This window comes from Sphingomonas sp. M1A8_2b, assembly GCF_053345535.1.
Genome location: NZ_JBKFAH010000003.1, coordinates 96,751 through 111,497 on the forward strand (window position 1 = coordinate 96,751; position 14,747 = coordinate 111,497).

A 14,747-nucleotide genomic window follows, 5' to 3' on the forward strand; every position below is an offset into this window, starting at 1 on the left:
TGACACCCCGGCGAACGCCGTTAGGGCCGGCGACGGGCCACGCGGTCCCAACGCCGCGCGTGCTCTCTGTGAGGAGAGATACATTGACGAATACGACCTACGCACCCGCTACAGGTGCGCTCAACGAGCCCGCGACCAAGCCGGCACGTCCCTTTTTCAGCTCCGGTCCCTGCGCGAAACCTCCGGGTTGGTCCGCGGACAAGCTCGCCACCGAGTCGCTCGGTCGCTCGCATCGCTCGAAGATCGGCAAGACCCGCCTCCAGTACAGCATCGACCTGATGCGCGAACTGCTGAAGCTGCCCGGTACGCACCGCATCGGTATCGTCCCCGGCTCCGACACCGGCGCGTACGAGATGGCGATGTGGACGATGCTGGGCGCCAAGCCCGTCACCGCGCTCGCGTGGGAAAGCTTCGGCGAAGGCTGGGTCACGGATGCCGTGAAGCAGCTCAAGATCGACCCGACCGTCATCCGCGCCGATTACGGCCAGCTGCCTGATCTGAACGCGGTCGACTGGTCGAACGACGTGCTGTTCACCTGGAACGGCACCACCAGCGGCGTGCGCGTGCCGAACGCGGACTGGATCCCGGACGACCGCGAAGGCCTGTCGTTCGCCGATGCGACGTCGGGCGTGTTCGCTTACGACATCGACTGGACCAAGATCGATGTCGCCACCTTCTCGTGGCAGAAGGTCCTTGGCGGCGAGGGCGCGCACGGCGTGCTGATCCTCGGCCCCCGCGCGGTCGAGCGTCTCGAAACCTACACCCCCGTATGGCCACTCCCGAAGGTGTTCCGCCTAGTCTCTAAGGGCAAGCTCACCGAGGGCGTGTTCAAGGGCGAGACGATCAACACGCCGTCGATGCTCGCAGTCGAAGACGCGATCTTCAGCCTCGAATGGGCGAAGTCGCTCGGCGAAGATGGCTTGATTGCGCGCTCGGATGCGAATGCGGCGGCTTTGGACAAGATCGTGGCGGAGCGCGATTGGCTTGGGCACCTCGCCGCCGATCCGGCAACGCGGTCGAAGACCAGCGTGTGTCTGACGGTCGAGGGTGCCGACGAGGCGCTGATCAAGGCGATGGCCTCGGCGCTGGAGAAAGCGGGCGCGGCGTATGACGTAGCCGGTTATCGCGATGCGCCTCCGGGCCTGCGTATCTGGTGCGGCGCGACCGTCGACACCGCTGATATCGAGGCGCTCGGCCCCTGGCTCGACTGGGCCTACGCCACCGCCAAGGCCGGCTAACTTAAGCCCTCTCCCCTTTGGGGAGAGGGTTGGGTGAGGGGCTGCCCCGCAGCGCTCCGCCCGGAACAGCCCCTCACCCCAGCCCTCTCCCCGAAGGGGAGAGGGAGCGATAGCGCCACCTCCCCGTACCACCCCTCACCCCGACCCTCTCCCCGGAGGGGAGAGGGAGAAGAAGGAAATCCCATGCCAAAAGTCCTCATCTCCGACAAAATGGATCCCCGTGCGGCCCAGATCTTCCGCGAGCGCGGCGTCGAGGTCGACGAGATCACCGGCAAGACGCCCGCCGAACTGATCGCGATCATCGGCGAGTATGACGGCCTCGCGATCCGCAGCTCGACCAAGGTGACCAAGGAAATCCTCGAGCACGCCACCAACCTCAAGGTCGTCGGCCGCGCCGGGATCGGCGTCGACAACGTCGACATCCCCGCCGCCTCGGCGAAGGGCGTGGTCGTCATGAACACCCCGTTCGGCAACTCGATCACCACCGCCGAGCACGCGATCGCGCTGATGTTCGCGCTCGCGCGGCAACTCCCGGAAGCTGACGCTTCCACGCAAGCCGGCAAGTGGGAGAAGAACCGCTTCATGGGCGTCGAGCTGACGTCGAAGACGCTCGGCCTGATCGGTGCGGGCAATATCGGCTCGATCGTCGCCGATCGCGCGCGTGGCCTCAAGATGAAGGTCGTCGCGTTCGATCCGTTCCTGACGCCCGAGCGCGCGATCGAGATCGGCGTCGAGAAGGTCACGCTCGACGAACTGCTTGCGCGCGCCGATTTCATCACGCTGCACACGCCGCTGACCGACCAGACGCGCAACATCCTATCGGCCGAGGCACTCGCCAAGACCAAGAAGGGCGTGCGGATCATCAACTGCGCCCGCGGCGGCTTGATCGACGAGGTCGCGCTGAAGGCGGCGCTCGATTCGGGGCAGGTGGGCGGCGCCGCGCTCGACGTGTTCGTCGAGGAGCCCGCCAAGGCGTCGCCTTTGTTCAACACGCCGAATTTCGTCAGCACGCCGCATCTGGGCGCGTCGACGACCGAGGCTCAAGTCAACGTCGCGATCCAGGTCGCCGAGCAGATGGCCGATTTCCTGATGTCGGGCGGCGTCACGAACGCGCTCAACATGCCGTCGCTGTCGGCCGAGGAAGCGCCGAAGCTGAAGCCGTACATGGCGTTGGCGGAGAAGCTGGGGTCGCTGGTCGGGCAGTTGACGACGGGCGCGGTGTCGCGGATCTCGGTGCATACCGAGGGCGCGGCGGCCGAGCTCAACGCCAAGCCGATTACGAGCGCAGTGCTCGCCGGCTATCTCCAGACGCAGACCGCGACCGTCAACATGGTCAACGCACCCGTGCTGGCGCGCGAGCGTGGCCTTGAGGTGCGCGAAGTCCGCACCGAACGCGAGGCGGATTACCACACGCTGCTGCGCGTGTCGGTAAAGACCGAGGATGGCGAGCGGTCGGTGGCCGGTACGTTGTTCGGCGATTCGGCGCCGCGTCTCGTGGAGCTGCTCGGGATCAAGATCGAGGCCGATCTGGCCGGGCCGATGCTGTACGTCGTCAACGAGGATGCGCCGGGGTTCATCGGTCGTCTCGGGACGGCGCTGGGCGAGGCTGGGGTGAATATCGGGACGTTCCATCTCGGGCGCCGTTCGGCGGGGGGCGAAGCGGTGCTTCTCCTCTCGGTCGACGAAGCCGTGACGCCCGACCTCCTCACCAAGGTCCGCGCGCTGCCAGGCGTAAAGACCGCAATGGGCCTCAACTTCTAACCCTGCTATGCTTCTTGCTTAAGCCCTCTCCCCCCCGGGGAGAGGGTTGGGTGAGGGGCAGTTGGGATGGTCAGCGCTCGCGGCGCCCCTCACCCCGGCCCTCTCCCCGGAAGGGGGAGAGGGAGCAGTGAAGGTCGACGACCTACTTCTCGATCGCGCCAAGCGGATGCGGCGGGAGCCAACTCCTGCGGAGGCTAAGCTCTGGCGTCACCTGCGTGGTCGACAGATAAGCAATACCAAATTCACCCGCCAGTTCGTCATCGGCCCCTACATCGCCGACTACTGCGCCCGAGACGCGAAACTGATCATCGAGGTTGACGGCGATACGCATGTTGACCAAGCGCGCGACGAAAGCCGAACGGATTGGCTGCAACGACAGGGATATCGCGTGATACGGTTCAGCAACGCCGACATCATGTCCAAGATGGACGGGGTCTGGCAGGTTATTTCTGTTGCGCTTGTGGCAGCCCCTCACCCCGACCCTCTCCCCGCAGGGGAGAGGGAGCAGTGACTGCTTTGCTCCCCGAAGGTTTCCGAGATCGCCTCCCCCCGTTCGCCGATTCGGCCGCGGCGCTGGAAGCGCGCGTGCTCGAAGCCGCGCGTCTCCACGGCTATGAGCGCGTCGATCCGCCGCTCGCCGAATTTGCCGATGGGCTTGAGATGCGACTGAAGGCGGGTGGGTTGCACGACGCAGTGCGCTTCGTCGATCCGGTGTCGCAGCGGACGCTCGCGATCCGCCCCGACATCACCGCACAGGTCGCGCGGATCGCTGCCACGCGGATGGGCCACCACCCTCGGCCGGTTCGGCTGAGCTATGCCGGTTCGGTGCTTAAGCTGCGCGCCTCGCAGCTCGCCCCCGCCCGCGAAACCCGGCAGATCGGCTGCGAACTCATCGGCCTCGACTCGGTCGCAGCAGCCCAGGAACTCGTCGCGGTCGCCGTCGACATGATCGCCGCCGCCGACGTCACCGGCGCCTCGATCGACTTCACGCTGCCCGATCTGGTGTCGACGCTCGCCGCGGGGCCGCTCCCTGTGACTTCCGAGCAGATCGCTACCTTGCGCGATCGCCTCGATGCGAAGGACGCAGGCGCCGTCGCCGCACTCGCGCCAGCCTACCTCCCGCTGATCGAAGCCGCCGGGCCGTTCGAGCAGGCCATGGACCGCCTCCGCGCCTTCGACACGACTGGCGCGCTCGCGTCCCGCCTCGACGGCCTCGCGCGCATTGCTGAAGCGCTCGACGGCCGCGTTGCGCTGACTCTCGACCCTACCGAGCGCCACGGCTTCGAATACCAGACCTGGCTCGGCTTCTCCCTCTTCGCCGACGGCAGCGCCCGCGAAGTCGGCCGCGGTGGCACCTACACCGTAGTTCACGAAACCGGCGCAGAGGAGGCCGCGACGGGCTTCTCGTTGTTCGCAGATGCACTCGTCGAGCGCGTGGCAACAGTCGACCGTCGCCGCCTCTTCCTCCCGTTCGGCACGCCAGCCACGGAAGGTGCAGCAATGCGCGCACAAGGCTGGGTCACCGTCGCCGCTCTGGACGCAGGCGACACCCCCGAAGCACAAGTCTGCACGCATCTATGGGTGGCGGGCGAGCCCCGCGCGCTGTAGGCGCTGCGCGTAATCTCAGGAGATAGAGTTTGGCCAACGTAGCAGTCATCGGCGCGCAATGGGGCGACGAAGGCAAGGGCAAGATCGTCGACTGGCTCGCCGAGCGTGCCGACATGGTCGTGCGTTTCCAGGGCGGCCACAATGCCGGCCACACACTGGTCGTCGGCGAAAACGTCTACAAGCTGTCGCTGCTGCCGTCGGGCATCGTCCGCGGCACGCCGTCGTTCATCGGCAACGGCGTGGTGCTCGATCCCTGGGCATTGAAGGACGAGATCGCGCGGTTGGGTGCGCAGGGCGTCGTTGCGACCCCGGAGACGTTGCGGATCGCCGATACCTGCGCGCTGATCCTGCCCTTCCACCGCGATCTCGACGGTCTGCGCGAGGACGCGAGCGGCGCCGGCAAGATCGGCACCACGCGTCGCGGGATCGGGCCCGCATACGAGGACAAGGTCGGCCGTCGCGCGATCCGCGTCTGCGATCTCGCGCATCTCGACGATCTCGGCCCGCAGCTCGATCGCCTCACCGCGCACCACGATGCGCTGCGCGCTGGCTTCGGCGAGCCGCCGATCGATCGCGCGCGCCTGATCGCCGAACTGCGCGAGATCGCCGGTTTCGTGCTGCCGTTCGCCAAGCCCGTGTGGCGCGATCTCAACGCCGCGCGCTCTGCCGGCAAGCGTATTCTGTTCGAGGGCGCGCAGGGCGTGTTGCTCGACGTCGATCACGGTACGTATCCGTTCGTCACCTCGTCGAATACCATCGCAGGCGCAGCCGCCGGCGGGTCGGGCCTCGGGCCATCCGCGGTCGGCTTCGTGCTCGGCATCGCCAAGGCGTATACGACGCGCGTCGGCTCGGGACCGTTCCCGACCGAGCTCGAGAACGAGACCGGCGAGCGCCTCGGCGTCCGTGGCCACGAATTCGGCACCGTCACGGGGCGGAAGCGCCGCTGCGGCTGGTTCGACGCCGTGCTGGTGCGGCAGGCGGCGGCGGTCGGTGGCATCACCGGGATCGCTCTGACCAAGATCGACGTGCTCGACGGGTTCGAGACCGTGTCGATCTGCACCGGCTACAAGCTGCGTGGCGAGACGCTCGATTACTTCCCGGCGCATGCGGCGGACCAGGCGCTGGTCGAGCCGATCTACGAGACGATGGAAGGCTGGGAGGAAACGACCGCCGGTGCGCGGAGCTGGGCCGACCTGCCGGCGCAGGCGATCAAGTATATCCGCCGGATCGAAGAGCTGATCCGCTGTCCGGTGACGCTGGTGTCGACCAGCCCGCAGCGTGCCGACACGATCCTCGTCCGCGATCCGTTCTCGGACTGATACGCAAAAAGCCGGGCGACCGCTCGCCCGGCTTTTCATTGACGGGAGAAGGGGTGGATCAGCGCGGCGTGGTCGTGCCGGTGGTTCCACCCGTGGTCGAACCCATCGTACCGGTGGTCGTGCCACCCATGGTACCGCCGGTCGTGCCACCCATCGTGCCGGTCGTGGAGCCCGTGGTGCCGCCCATGGTGTCGGCGCCCATCGTGCTGCCGGTCGTGCCGGACATCGTGCTGCCCGTCGTACCGGTATCACCCGTGGTGCCGCTCATGGTGCCTGACGTCGTACCACGCGTACGGCTACGGGCCTTGGTGCCACGCTGCGTGCGCGTCGTCGTGGTCGACTGCGTGGTCGTCGAAGGATTGGTTTGATCCATCGTGCCGGTCGACATGCCGCCGGTCGTGCCGCCCATGGTCGAACCACCCATGGTGCCGCCGCTCATCGTGCCGCCCGTGGTACCGCCCATCGAGCCACCGGTGCCCGTCTGAGCCATCGCCACGCCTGGGATGATCAGCGCTGCGGCTGCGATCGAGGTTAGAATACGCATTATCACTCTCCTAAGTTATTGAAGAGCAAGCGCTTCAGCGCCGCATATGTTCCGTCCTCAGCCGCACTGGCCCCGATGCAGCAACGCTTGGTCGGCCAGCACGAGCGCCACCATCGCCTCGACGACGGGCACGCCGCGGATGCCGACGCAGGGGTCATGACGCCCCCTGGTGGCGATCGTCGCGGCTTCGCCGGTGGGGCTGATCGTCTCGACCGGGGTGAGGATCGAACTGGTCGGCTTGAACGCGACGCGCAGCCGGATCGGCTGGCCGGTCGCGATCCCGCCGGCGATCCCGCCTGCATGGTTGGCAAGAAACTCAGGACCATCGACACCGGGACGCATCGGATCCGCATTAGCCTCGCCCGACAGTGCGGCGGCGGCGAACCCGTCGCCGATCTCGATGCCCTTGACCGCATTGATGCTCATGCAAGCGGAGGCGAGTTCGGAATCGAGCTTGGCATAGAGCGGCGCGCCCCAGCCTGCGGGCACGCCGGTCGCCTCGCACGCGATCACAGCACCCAACGACGAGCCGGACTTCCGGGCGGCATCGACGAGTATCTCCCAGCGGGCGGCGGCGGCGGCGTCTGGGCAGAAGAACGGGTTCTGGTCGATCTGCGCATCGTCGAAGTTGGCCGGATCGATCGCGTCTCCACCGATCGCCTCGACCCATGCGCGGACGCGGACTTGCGGAACGACGAGCCGCGCAACCGCACCGGCGGCAACGCGCGCCGCCGTCTCGCGCGCCGACGAGCGACCACCACCGCGGAAATCGCGGAATCCGTATTTCGCGTCATAGGCATAATCGGCGTGACCGGGGCGATACGCCTTGGCGACGTCGGAATAGTCCTTCGAGCGCTGGTCGACATTCTCGATCATCAGGCTGATCGGCGTTCCCGTCGTACGCTCCTCGAACACGCCCGAGAGGATGCGCACCGTATCCGGCTCGCGCCGCTGCGTCGTGAAGCGCGAGGTACCGGGGCGGCGCTTGTCGAGCCAAGGCTGGATGTCGGCTTCGGTCAGCGGAATGCCGGGAGGGCACCCGTCGACGATCGCACCCAGCGCAGGGCCGTGGGATTCACCCCAGGTGGTGAAGCGGAACAGCCGTCCAAACGTATTGAAGCTCATGCGGCGTTGCGGTTCGTGCGTGTCATGTCGCCGCGGCCGGCGATCAGGCCCTGGACCGAGATGTCCTCGTCGAGCTCGTCCCAGTGCAAACCGCTCGGACTGATCCAGACCTTGCCGCGATCGGCGGGCGAGCCGTGCAGCAATCGCGGATACCAGGCGAGTGGCACACCCAGGGTGCGGCCATCGTCGAGCCGGACCCACATCTGGTCCTCGTCGAATTCAACGCTCGTCGGGCGTACCGAAATGCTCATGCCATGCGCTCACGATTTCTGGCCTGCGAAGACCTATCTGCTCGGTGAGCCATCGCAGGGTGCGTGCATCCAGTCCACGGTTATCGGCCATCGCTACTTCGGGATAAAGCCAAAACTTCGCGTCGCCCTCGCCGCGCTTTGCGACGTGGACGTGCATAGGCTCGCGCGGATCGCCTTCGCTTGAATAGAAATGGAAGCGAAACCCGCGATCGGAGAAGATCACGGGCATCGCCGAACTCTACACCAAAGCGATATCGGGGGCGTCTTCGGCCTTCATGCCGATCACGTTGTAACCCGCGTCCACGTGGTGCGTCTCGCCGGTCACGCCTGAAGCCAGGTCGCTCAGCAGATACAGCCCAGCGCCGCCGACGTCGTCGATCGTCACGTTGCGCTTCAGCGGCGAGTTCAGTTCGTTCCACTTCAGGATCAGGCGGAAGTCGCCGATCCCGCTTGCCGCCAGCGTCTTGATCGGCCCCGCCGAGATCGCATTCACGCGGATGTTATCGCGGCCCAGATCGACCGCGAGATACTGAACGCTCGTCTCCAGAGCCGCCTTCGCGACCCCCATCACGTTGTAATGCGGAATGACCTTCTCGGCGCCGTAATAGCTGAGCGTCAGCATCGCGCCGCCCTCGGTCATCATCTTGGCGGCGCGTTGCGCGACCGCGACGAACGAATAGACCGAGATGTTCATCGTCATCAGGAAGTTGTCGAGGCTGGTATCGACGAACCGCCCGCGCAGCTCGTTCTTGTCCGAAAAGCCGATCGCGTGAACCACAAAGTCGATCGTCGGCCATTCCTCGGCGAGCTTGTCGAAGGTCGCATCGAGCGCCCCCATGTCCGACACGTCGCAATCGAACAGCCGCGCCACGCCCAACTGCTCGGCGAGCGGGCGGACGCGCTTCTCCATCGTCTCGCCCTGGTAGCTGAACGCGAGTTCCGCGCCCGCTTCGGACAGCTTCTTGGCGATCCCCCAGGCCAGCGACTTGTCGTTCGCCAAGCCCATGATCAGCCCACGCTTGCCCGCCATCAAACCGTTCACGCCGTCCCCGCCTCCACCTGCATATCGTCAGAAGGCTGCTCTAGCGTTGTTTCGGGTGGTTCCGCCAGTGCCGCGTTCAAATGCGCGCCGAATACCAGTCCGAGCCCGATGACATAGAAAAACAACAACATGATGACGACACCCGCGAGACTGCCGTACGTGAGGTCGTAGCTGCCAAGCCGCGACAGGATCACCGGCAGCAACGCGGTCGCGCTGACCCACCACGCGGTCGTGAACAGCGCACCAGGCCATTTGCGGCATTTCGAATAGCGATAACGCGACGGCGTGACCGAATAAAACAGCAGGTACAGCGCCCCGAACATCAGCAGGCCGGGAATCAACCGCGACAGCCCGACCCAGCCTGCCGCATCCTGCGCGAACGGCACGAGGCGATAGATGAACTGTTCGGCTGCGGTCAGGATGCCCTGTACCAGGAACGACAGCAGCGCGATGATCACCGACCCGACGATGACCGCGGACGAGCCGAGGCGCGATTTCCAGAACGGCGCAGTCGCCTTGATCCCGTAGGCGCGGTGGAAAATGTCGCGGATCGTCTCGACGAAACTGCCGACCGTCCACAACCCGACCAGCGCGCCTAGCCACAACAACGATCCGGTGCGCGCGGCCAGCACATCGGCAATCGGCTTGCGCAACAGATCGCTGACATTGGGCGGCAGGACGTTCAGAAAGGATTCGACCGCGCGCACCGTCTCGACGCTCTGCCCGAAGATCGACAGGATCGCCGCCGCCACGATGAAGAACGGAAACACCGTCATCAGCGCGAGATAGGCAAGGTTCCCCGCGTGGATGAACCCGTCGTTGAACACGCCGACCGCCGCCCGCTTGAAAACCTCGAACGCATGACTGCCGGGCCGGACCTTCGCCATGCCGCGGTGGATACGGGTGCGCGCGGCACCATGTTCGTGCGCGCGCGCTTCGGGCGATAGGGGACTGTCGTTCACAACGCGTTCAGACGCCCATGGCCCCCCGCGGGTTCCCCGCCCCGCGCCCGTCCCAGCTCTCGACGAATGCGGTCAGCGCCGCATCGCTCGCGGGAATGTCGACCATCAGCGTCACGAGCTGGTCGCCCCGCGTGCCGCCCTTCTTGTGGAAACCCTTGCCCTTGAGGCGCAGCGTCTTGCCCGAGGTCGTGCCCTTGGGAATCGTCAGCATCACCGGCTTGTCGACCGTCGGTGCCTTGATCGAGCCGCCCAGGACGGCCTCGGCCAGTGTGATCGGCAGGTCGAGACGCACATCGTCGCCGTCGCGGGTGAAGAACTTGTGCGGCTGGATCTCGATCGTCAGGATCGCATCGCCGGCGCCACCCGGACCCTGCTCGCCCTTGCCGGCGAGCTTCATCTGCGTTCCCGTCTCGACGCCGGCCGGGAGCTTCAGATCGAGCGTCTTGCCGTCCGCCAGCGTCACACGCTGCGGTTCCAGCGTCGCAGCCTCGACGAACGGCACTTGCAGGCGATAGGCCACATTCTCGCCCTTGGGCTGCGCACGCCGGCCGAACCCGCCCGAAAACCCACCGCCGCCGCCACGCTGCGCGCCACCGAAGAGCCCCTCGAAGATGTCGCTCATGTCGGGGCCCCCGGGGCCGCTCTCATACCCCTCGCTGCGAAAGCCGCCGGGATGCGCGCGGCCACCACCGCCGCCGAACCCGAACGGCGCGGCCGGGTTGCCGTCGCCGTCGATCTCGCCGCGATCGAACCGCGCACGCTTGTCCTTGTCGTTCAGCAGGTCGTACGCGTTGGTGACCTGGCTGAACCTCTCCGACGCTTTCGGATTGTCCTTGTTGCGATCGGGATGAAGCTCTTTCGCGAGCTTTCGGTACGCCTTCTTGATGTCGGCTTCGGTCGCGTCGCGCGCTACACCCAGAGTCTTGTACGGATCGGCCACTTACGTCCCCATTCTTACTTGCGCGTCTATGTGGGGCGAGGGCGCCCGCAACGCAATTCCTGCATCGGGAAGACCGTTGTCGGTCTCCCCCTGTTGGTTCTCCCGGGAAAGCGGGAGCCCAGGGTTCCAAGGCTGGCGTTCGCGCCTCCTGCTATCCCACCTTCGCGGACGCACGCCTGAGTGTCAGGCCTGCAGCGCTTCCTCAAACGGCGCCACATCCACGCTGACATCCATTTTCTGCGCGCCCGACCCGAGCACCACGCCGTCGACCGGCGCGATCTCCGCGTAATCCCGCCCGACCGCCATCACGATATGGTCGCTCGCCATCCAGATTCCGTTGGTCGGATCGACGCCGACCCAGCCGCGCACCGGCCCGCACCACAGCAACACCCACGCGTGCGTCGCATCCGCCCCCACAAGCCGCGGCTGACCCTCGGGCGGGATCGTCCGGATATAACCCGAGGCATATGCCGCCGGCAGTCCCGCCGCCCGCAGCCCGGTGATCATGATCTGCGCGAAATCCTGGCACACGCCTTTGCGCTGGAGGAACGCCTCGTGCGGCGGTGTATCGACCAGCGTCGCGTCCGCATCGAACTCGAACTCCTCCTGGATCCGCCGCGCAAGCGCGATCCCGGCCTCCAAAGCCCCCCGCGACGGATCGAGATCGATCGCGCAATAATCCGCGATCGCCTGGTCGAGCGGGATCAGCGGGGAGGGGTAGATGTAGTTCGCCGGGCTCGCCGCGGACAGGTCGGTGCTCGCCCGCGCCATCGTCGCGATCTCGGCGAGCGTCGGATCGCTTGCGTCGGGCACGGGAATCAGCCGGTCGACCGTCATCCGTGACCGGCTTTCGATCGTCAGGTGGCGGACCGGGCTGTCGACCACCAGCCGCGTCACATTGGCGAGCCCCGCCTCGGCGCGCGCGGCGCTGGTGCGGCCGGCAGGATGCACCGACAACGTGTAGGAATCGAGCCGCTGCCCCGGCCAGTCGATCGGCTTCAACCGCAGATTGCACCGCGCGAACTTGACGCTCGCGCCGTAATCGAACGTCGTGACGTGGCGGATATCGTAGATCATAAACGGAACCCGCTGCCCGTAGCTGAGAGAGTCGTCCTCTTCTTACCCCCTCTCCCCTTCGGGGAGAGGGCTGGGGTGAGGGGCTGTTCCAAACGCAGCATTGCTTGGCTGCCCCTCACCCCGACCCTCTCCCCGAAGAGGAGAGGGAGTAGGTTTGTCCCCCGAACGCCGCCCCTCACGCCAACGTCAGCCCACTCGTCCGCAACGGCTCGGCCCCCTGCAGGAAATACCGCCGCGCCAGCGCATCCGACACGGCGCCGAGCCGCCGCTCGATATTCCCCAGCGTCTCCGCATCCAGTTCCGCCGCGGTCGCGGTCATCACGATCGCCTGTAACCCGGTAGCCTGCGCCTGTTGCGGCTCCGCCATCTCGTCGTCGCTGAGCACGGGCAACTCCGCCAACCGCGCCGCGATCCGCTCCGCTGAAAACGCGAGGCTGCGCGGATTGCCCGGATCGAGTGTAACCAGATCGATCACCGGCACGCGCGCGATCCCGGTCGGATACCGCTGGCGATAACTGATCTGGCTGTCGGCGAGGTCGAGCAGCACCGACAGGTCGTCCGGCGAAGCGCCCGGCATCCCGAACAACCGGATCGCCCGCGCCATCGCCATCGCGCGCTCGACCCGCCGCCCGAGATCATGAAACCGCCACGCCGCTGTCCGCCCCATATGCTCCGCCGACAGCCCCGCGATCGCCGCATAGCGCCGTTGCAGCGACCCGGCACGCTCCAGCATGCCACGGTGGGTGGGAAAGGGCGCTTCGAGCAACCGCACCATGTCCGCCGACAGCCGGTCGCGCGAGCCTTCGCCGATGGCGCGCGCGTGACGGTTGAGTGTCAGGATCGACTGCCAGCGCTCGTCCTCCATCGCCGTCCGCGCGAGCGCGGTCAGGTCGGCGCGGCGCAGCGACGGCGGGTGCGGCGCGCTGCCTGCTCCGACGATCAGCCCGACCAGCTTGCCGACCGTGGTGGGGGACAAGACAGCGCCGCCGTCGACGTCGATCGAATTGCCGAGCATCACGCGGATCGCGCCAAGCAGAGCCTCGCCGCGCTCCAGATAGCGCCCGAGCCAGTAGAAATTATCTGCCACCCGGCTTGGCAACGTCCCCGGATTGCGCCGTACCTGGAGCGAGTCCGCGGCGGTCAGCAGCGACACCGGCGCGACCGGTTCGGCGCCGTAGATGCAGACGTCGGCGGACCAGATGCCTTCGCCCATGACGGCCGCTCGCGCGTCGGGATGCTCGCCGATCCGCGCGAACCCGCCCGGAAGGACGGTCCATTCGCCGTCGCCGTTACGCGCCGCGAAGACACGCAGGGTGAAGGGGCGGGGGACCAGCGCATCGCCGACCACGACCGGCATGGTCGAGAGCTGGACCAGTTCCTGCCCGACATAATCCTGCGGCCTGCGAGCCATGTCGGCGAGCAGGCGCGCCCGGTCCTTGCCAGTGATATCGGCGCCTGCGGTCGGTGCACCGGTCATGCCGAGCGGACGCGAGTGGAACGCCGGACCGATCAGCAGGCGATCGAAATTCGCCTCGACCTGAGCGCGCGCGCCGTCCTGCCCACACCACCACGTCGCGATATTGGGCAGCAGCAGGTCCTCGTCGAGCAGAGATTTCGCAAGCTGCGGCAGGAACGCGGAGAACGCGGGTGCTTCCAGGACGGCCGAGCCCGGCGCGTTCGACAGCACGACGTTGCCGGCTGCGTACGCATCGATCAGCCCGGGCACGCCGATCTGCGAATGCGTGTCAAACGCCAGCGGATCGAGCAGCCGCGGGTCGAGCCGCCGCCACAGCGCATCGATCCGCTTGAGCCCGCCGATTGTGCGGACATACACCTTGTCCTCGAGCGCGGCGAGATCGGCGCCCTCGACCAGCAACAGCCCGAGATACCGCGCGAGATGCGCCTGCTCGGGATAGCTCGGGTTGAAGCGGCCGGGGGTGAGCAGGCCGATCCGCGGGTCGGTCCGCTTGCACATCGCCGCGATCCCGGCGCGGAAGGCGGCAAAGAACGGCGCGTGGCGCTGGACGTTGAGCCGATCCTGCAATCCGCCGAGCGTACGGCTGACCGCGATCCGGTTCTCCAGCGCGTAGCCGGCGCCGGCGGGTGCGCGGAGGTGATCGGCGAGCACGCGCCATTCTCCGGAGGGCCCGCGGCCGAGGTCGATCGCGATGAAATCGAGATGGCGGCCGCCGGGTGGATCGAGTCCGACCATTGGCCGCAGGAAGAACGGGCTGCCGGTCACCAGCGCGGCGGGGATGTGGCCGTCGGCGACCAGTGTGCCCTCGCCGTAGAGGTCGGCGATCACCGTCTCCATCAGCGTCGCGCGCTGGATGACGCCGCGCTCGATGCCTGTCCATTCGCCGGCTTCGATCAGGAGCGGGACGGGTGAGACGGGCCAGGGGCGCTCATCGGGTTCGTCGGCGATGCGGAAACCGGTGCCGATGTCGACCGCATGCCGCTGGACGCGTTCGCGGATATGGCCGAGGTCGTCCGAGGCTACGGTCGCGAGCTCGGCGAGCATCGCCGCCCAGGCGGGGTCGGCATCCTCGCAGAGCACGTCGGCGCTGGTACTGCGCGCGCAATAGTCGGCGATCCAGCGCTCGGCGTGGATCATCGCGTCAAAAAGGGGCGCGGTTTGCGTTGCCGTGTCCAATGCCTCAAGCCCCCGAATACAGGCGGCGGTGTTTCACCTTTCGACGCGGCGGTGCAACATAAAAGCGCGGAATCGGGTGCGCTTCGCTGTCTTGTCGTACGCGACGCTCGCCGCATCAATATCCCAGCTTTCGCTGGGATGACGGGTGGGGAGGGCGCGCTGTAGCGGCTGGGCTGGGCTGGGTAAAAGTGAAAGACCCCCACGCGCTCAGCCAACCCGGCGAAGGC

14 protein-coding genes are annotated in these 14,747 nt (G+C 66.9%); 5 read left to right on the top strand and 9 right to left on the bottom strand.

Features of this window, described 5'->3' with window-relative positions; all coding sequences use genetic code 11:
- Positions 1-83 precede the first annotated feature (83 nt).
- The 5 genes from ACLBWL_RS12930 (at position 84) to ACLBWL_RS12950 (ending at position 5,926) form a co-directional block, all read left to right on the top strand.
- Positions 84-1,238 (top strand): phosphoserine transaminase, encoded by a 1,155-nt coding sequence (locus tag ACLBWL_RS12930; protein WP_447793662.1) that lies wholly within the window; start codon positions 84-86, stop codon positions 1,236-1,238.
- 183 nt (positions 1,239-1,421) lie between these two features.
- A complete protein-coding gene (serA, locus tag ACLBWL_RS12935) occupies positions 1,422-2,999 on the top strand; it encodes a phosphoglycerate dehydrogenase (RefSeq protein WP_447793664.1) in 1,578 nt (525 codons plus the stop codon).
- Positions 3,000-3,126: 127 nt separating this feature from the next.
- Complete coding sequence (locus tag ACLBWL_RS12940) at positions 3,127-3,510, top strand: endonuclease domain-containing protein (RefSeq protein ID WP_447793666.1); 384 nt, start codon at positions 3,127-3,129, stop codon at positions 3,508-3,510.
- On the top strand, positions 3,507-4,607 hold the full coding sequence (locus ACLBWL_RS12945; RefSeq protein WP_447793667.1) for an ATP phosphoribosyltransferase regulatory subunit: 1,101 nt from the start codon (positions 3,507-3,509) through the stop codon (positions 4,605-4,607). Before ACLBWL_RS12940 ends, ACLBWL_RS12945 begins: the two co-directional genes overlap by 4 nt.
- 29 nt (positions 4,608-4,636) lie before the next feature.
- Positions 4,637-5,926, top strand: coding sequence for an adenylosuccinate synthase (locus ACLBWL_RS12950; RefSeq protein ID WP_447793669.1), 1,290 nt, complete (start codon positions 4,637-4,639; stop codon positions 5,924-5,926).
- Positions 5,927-5,984: 58 nt separating this feature from the next.
- Here the strand turns inward: ACLBWL_RS12950 and ACLBWL_RS12955 are convergent, their stop codons facing one another.
- From ACLBWL_RS12955 to ACLBWL_RS12995, 9 genes are all read right to left on the bottom strand, one after another.
- A complete protein-coding gene (locus ACLBWL_RS12955) occupies positions 5,985-6,470 on the bottom strand; it encodes a hypothetical protein (RefSeq protein ID WP_447793671.1) in 486 nt (161 codons plus the stop codon).
- A 57-nt stretch (positions 6,471-6,527) separates the two neighbouring features.
- Entirely contained in the window at positions 6,528-7,595 is a 1,068-nt protein-coding gene (gene aroC / locus ACLBWL_RS12960) for a chorismate synthase (RefSeq protein WP_447793673.1), read from the bottom strand.
- Complete coding sequence (locus ACLBWL_RS12965) at positions 7,592-7,846, bottom strand: DUF2442 domain-containing protein (RefSeq protein WP_208622480.1); 255 nt, start codon at positions 7,844-7,846, stop codon at positions 7,592-7,594. Before ACLBWL_RS12965 ends, aroC begins: the two co-directional genes overlap by 4 nt.
- On the bottom strand, positions 7,815-8,075 hold the full coding sequence (locus tag ACLBWL_RS12970; RefSeq protein ID WP_333928695.1) for a DUF4160 domain-containing protein: 261 nt from the start codon (positions 8,073-8,075) through the stop codon (positions 7,815-7,817). Before ACLBWL_RS12970 ends, ACLBWL_RS12965 begins: the two co-directional genes overlap by 32 nt.
- A 9-nt stretch (positions 8,076-8,084) precedes the next feature.
- Complete coding sequence (gene fabI / locus ACLBWL_RS12975; RefSeq protein WP_056054995.1) at positions 8,085-8,876, bottom strand: enoyl-ACP reductase FabI; 792 nt, start codon at positions 8,874-8,876, stop codon at positions 8,085-8,087.
- 8 nt (positions 8,877-8,884) lie between these two features.
- Positions 8,885-9,775, bottom strand: coding sequence for a YihY/virulence factor BrkB family protein (locus ACLBWL_RS12980; RefSeq protein ID WP_447794394.1), 891 nt, complete (start codon positions 9,773-9,775; stop codon positions 8,885-8,887).
- A gap of 82 nt (positions 9,776-9,857) precedes the next feature.
- Complete coding sequence (locus tag ACLBWL_RS12985; RefSeq protein ID WP_447793676.1) at positions 9,858-10,790, bottom strand: DnaJ C-terminal domain-containing protein; 933 nt, start codon at positions 10,788-10,790, stop codon at positions 9,858-9,860.
- 183 nt (positions 10,791-10,973) lie between these two features.
- Positions 10,974-11,867 carry a transglutaminase family protein gene (locus ACLBWL_RS12990; RefSeq protein WP_447793678.1) on the bottom strand — a complete coding sequence of 298 codons (894 nt, stop codon included), beginning with the start codon at positions 11,865-11,867 and terminating at the stop codon, positions 10,974-10,976.
- Positions 11,868-12,042: 175 nt separating this feature from the next.
- A complete protein-coding gene (locus ACLBWL_RS12995; RefSeq protein ID WP_447793680.1) occupies positions 12,043-14,481 on the bottom strand; it encodes a circularly permuted type 2 ATP-grasp protein in 2,439 nt (812 codons plus the stop codon).
- Between the last annotated feature and the right edge of the window lie 266 nt (positions 14,482-14,747).

Bases quoted from the DNA above. Each gene is read 5' to 3' on its own strand.
- serA (WP_447793664.1), top strand. From the start codon at position 1,422: ATGCCAAAAGTCCTCATCTCCGACAAAATGGATCCCCGTGCGGCCCAG.
- ACLBWL_RS12955 (WP_447793671.1), bottom strand. From the start codon at position 6,470: ATGCGTATTCTAACCTCGATCGCAGCCGCAGCGCTGATCATCCCAGGC.
- aroC (WP_447793673.1), bottom strand. From the start codon at position 7,595: ATGAGCTTCAATACGTTTGGACGGCTGTTCCGCTTCACCACCTGGGGT.
- ACLBWL_RS12965 (WP_208622480.1), bottom strand. From the start codon at position 7,846: ATGAGCATTTCGGTACGCCCGACGAGCGTTGAATTCGACGAGGACCAG.
- ACLBWL_RS12970 (WP_333928695.1), bottom strand. From the start codon at position 8,075: ATGCCCGTGATCTTCTCCGATCGCGGGTTTCGCTTCCATTTCTATTCA.
- fabI (WP_056054995.1), bottom strand. From the start codon at position 8,876: ATGGCGGGCAAGCGTGGGCTGATCATGGGCTTGGCGAACGACAAGTCG.
- ACLBWL_RS12980 (WP_447794394.1), bottom strand. From the start codon at position 9,775: ATGGCGAAGGTCCGGCCCGGCAGTCATGCGTTCGAGGTTTTCAAGCGG.
- ACLBWL_RS12990 (WP_447793678.1), bottom strand. From the start codon at position 11,867: ATGATCTACGATATCCGCCACGTCACGACGTTCGATTACGGCGCGAGC.
- ACLBWL_RS12995 (WP_447793680.1), bottom strand. From the start codon at position 14,481: ATGATCCACGCCGAGCGCTGGATCGCCGACTATTGCGCGCGCAGTACC.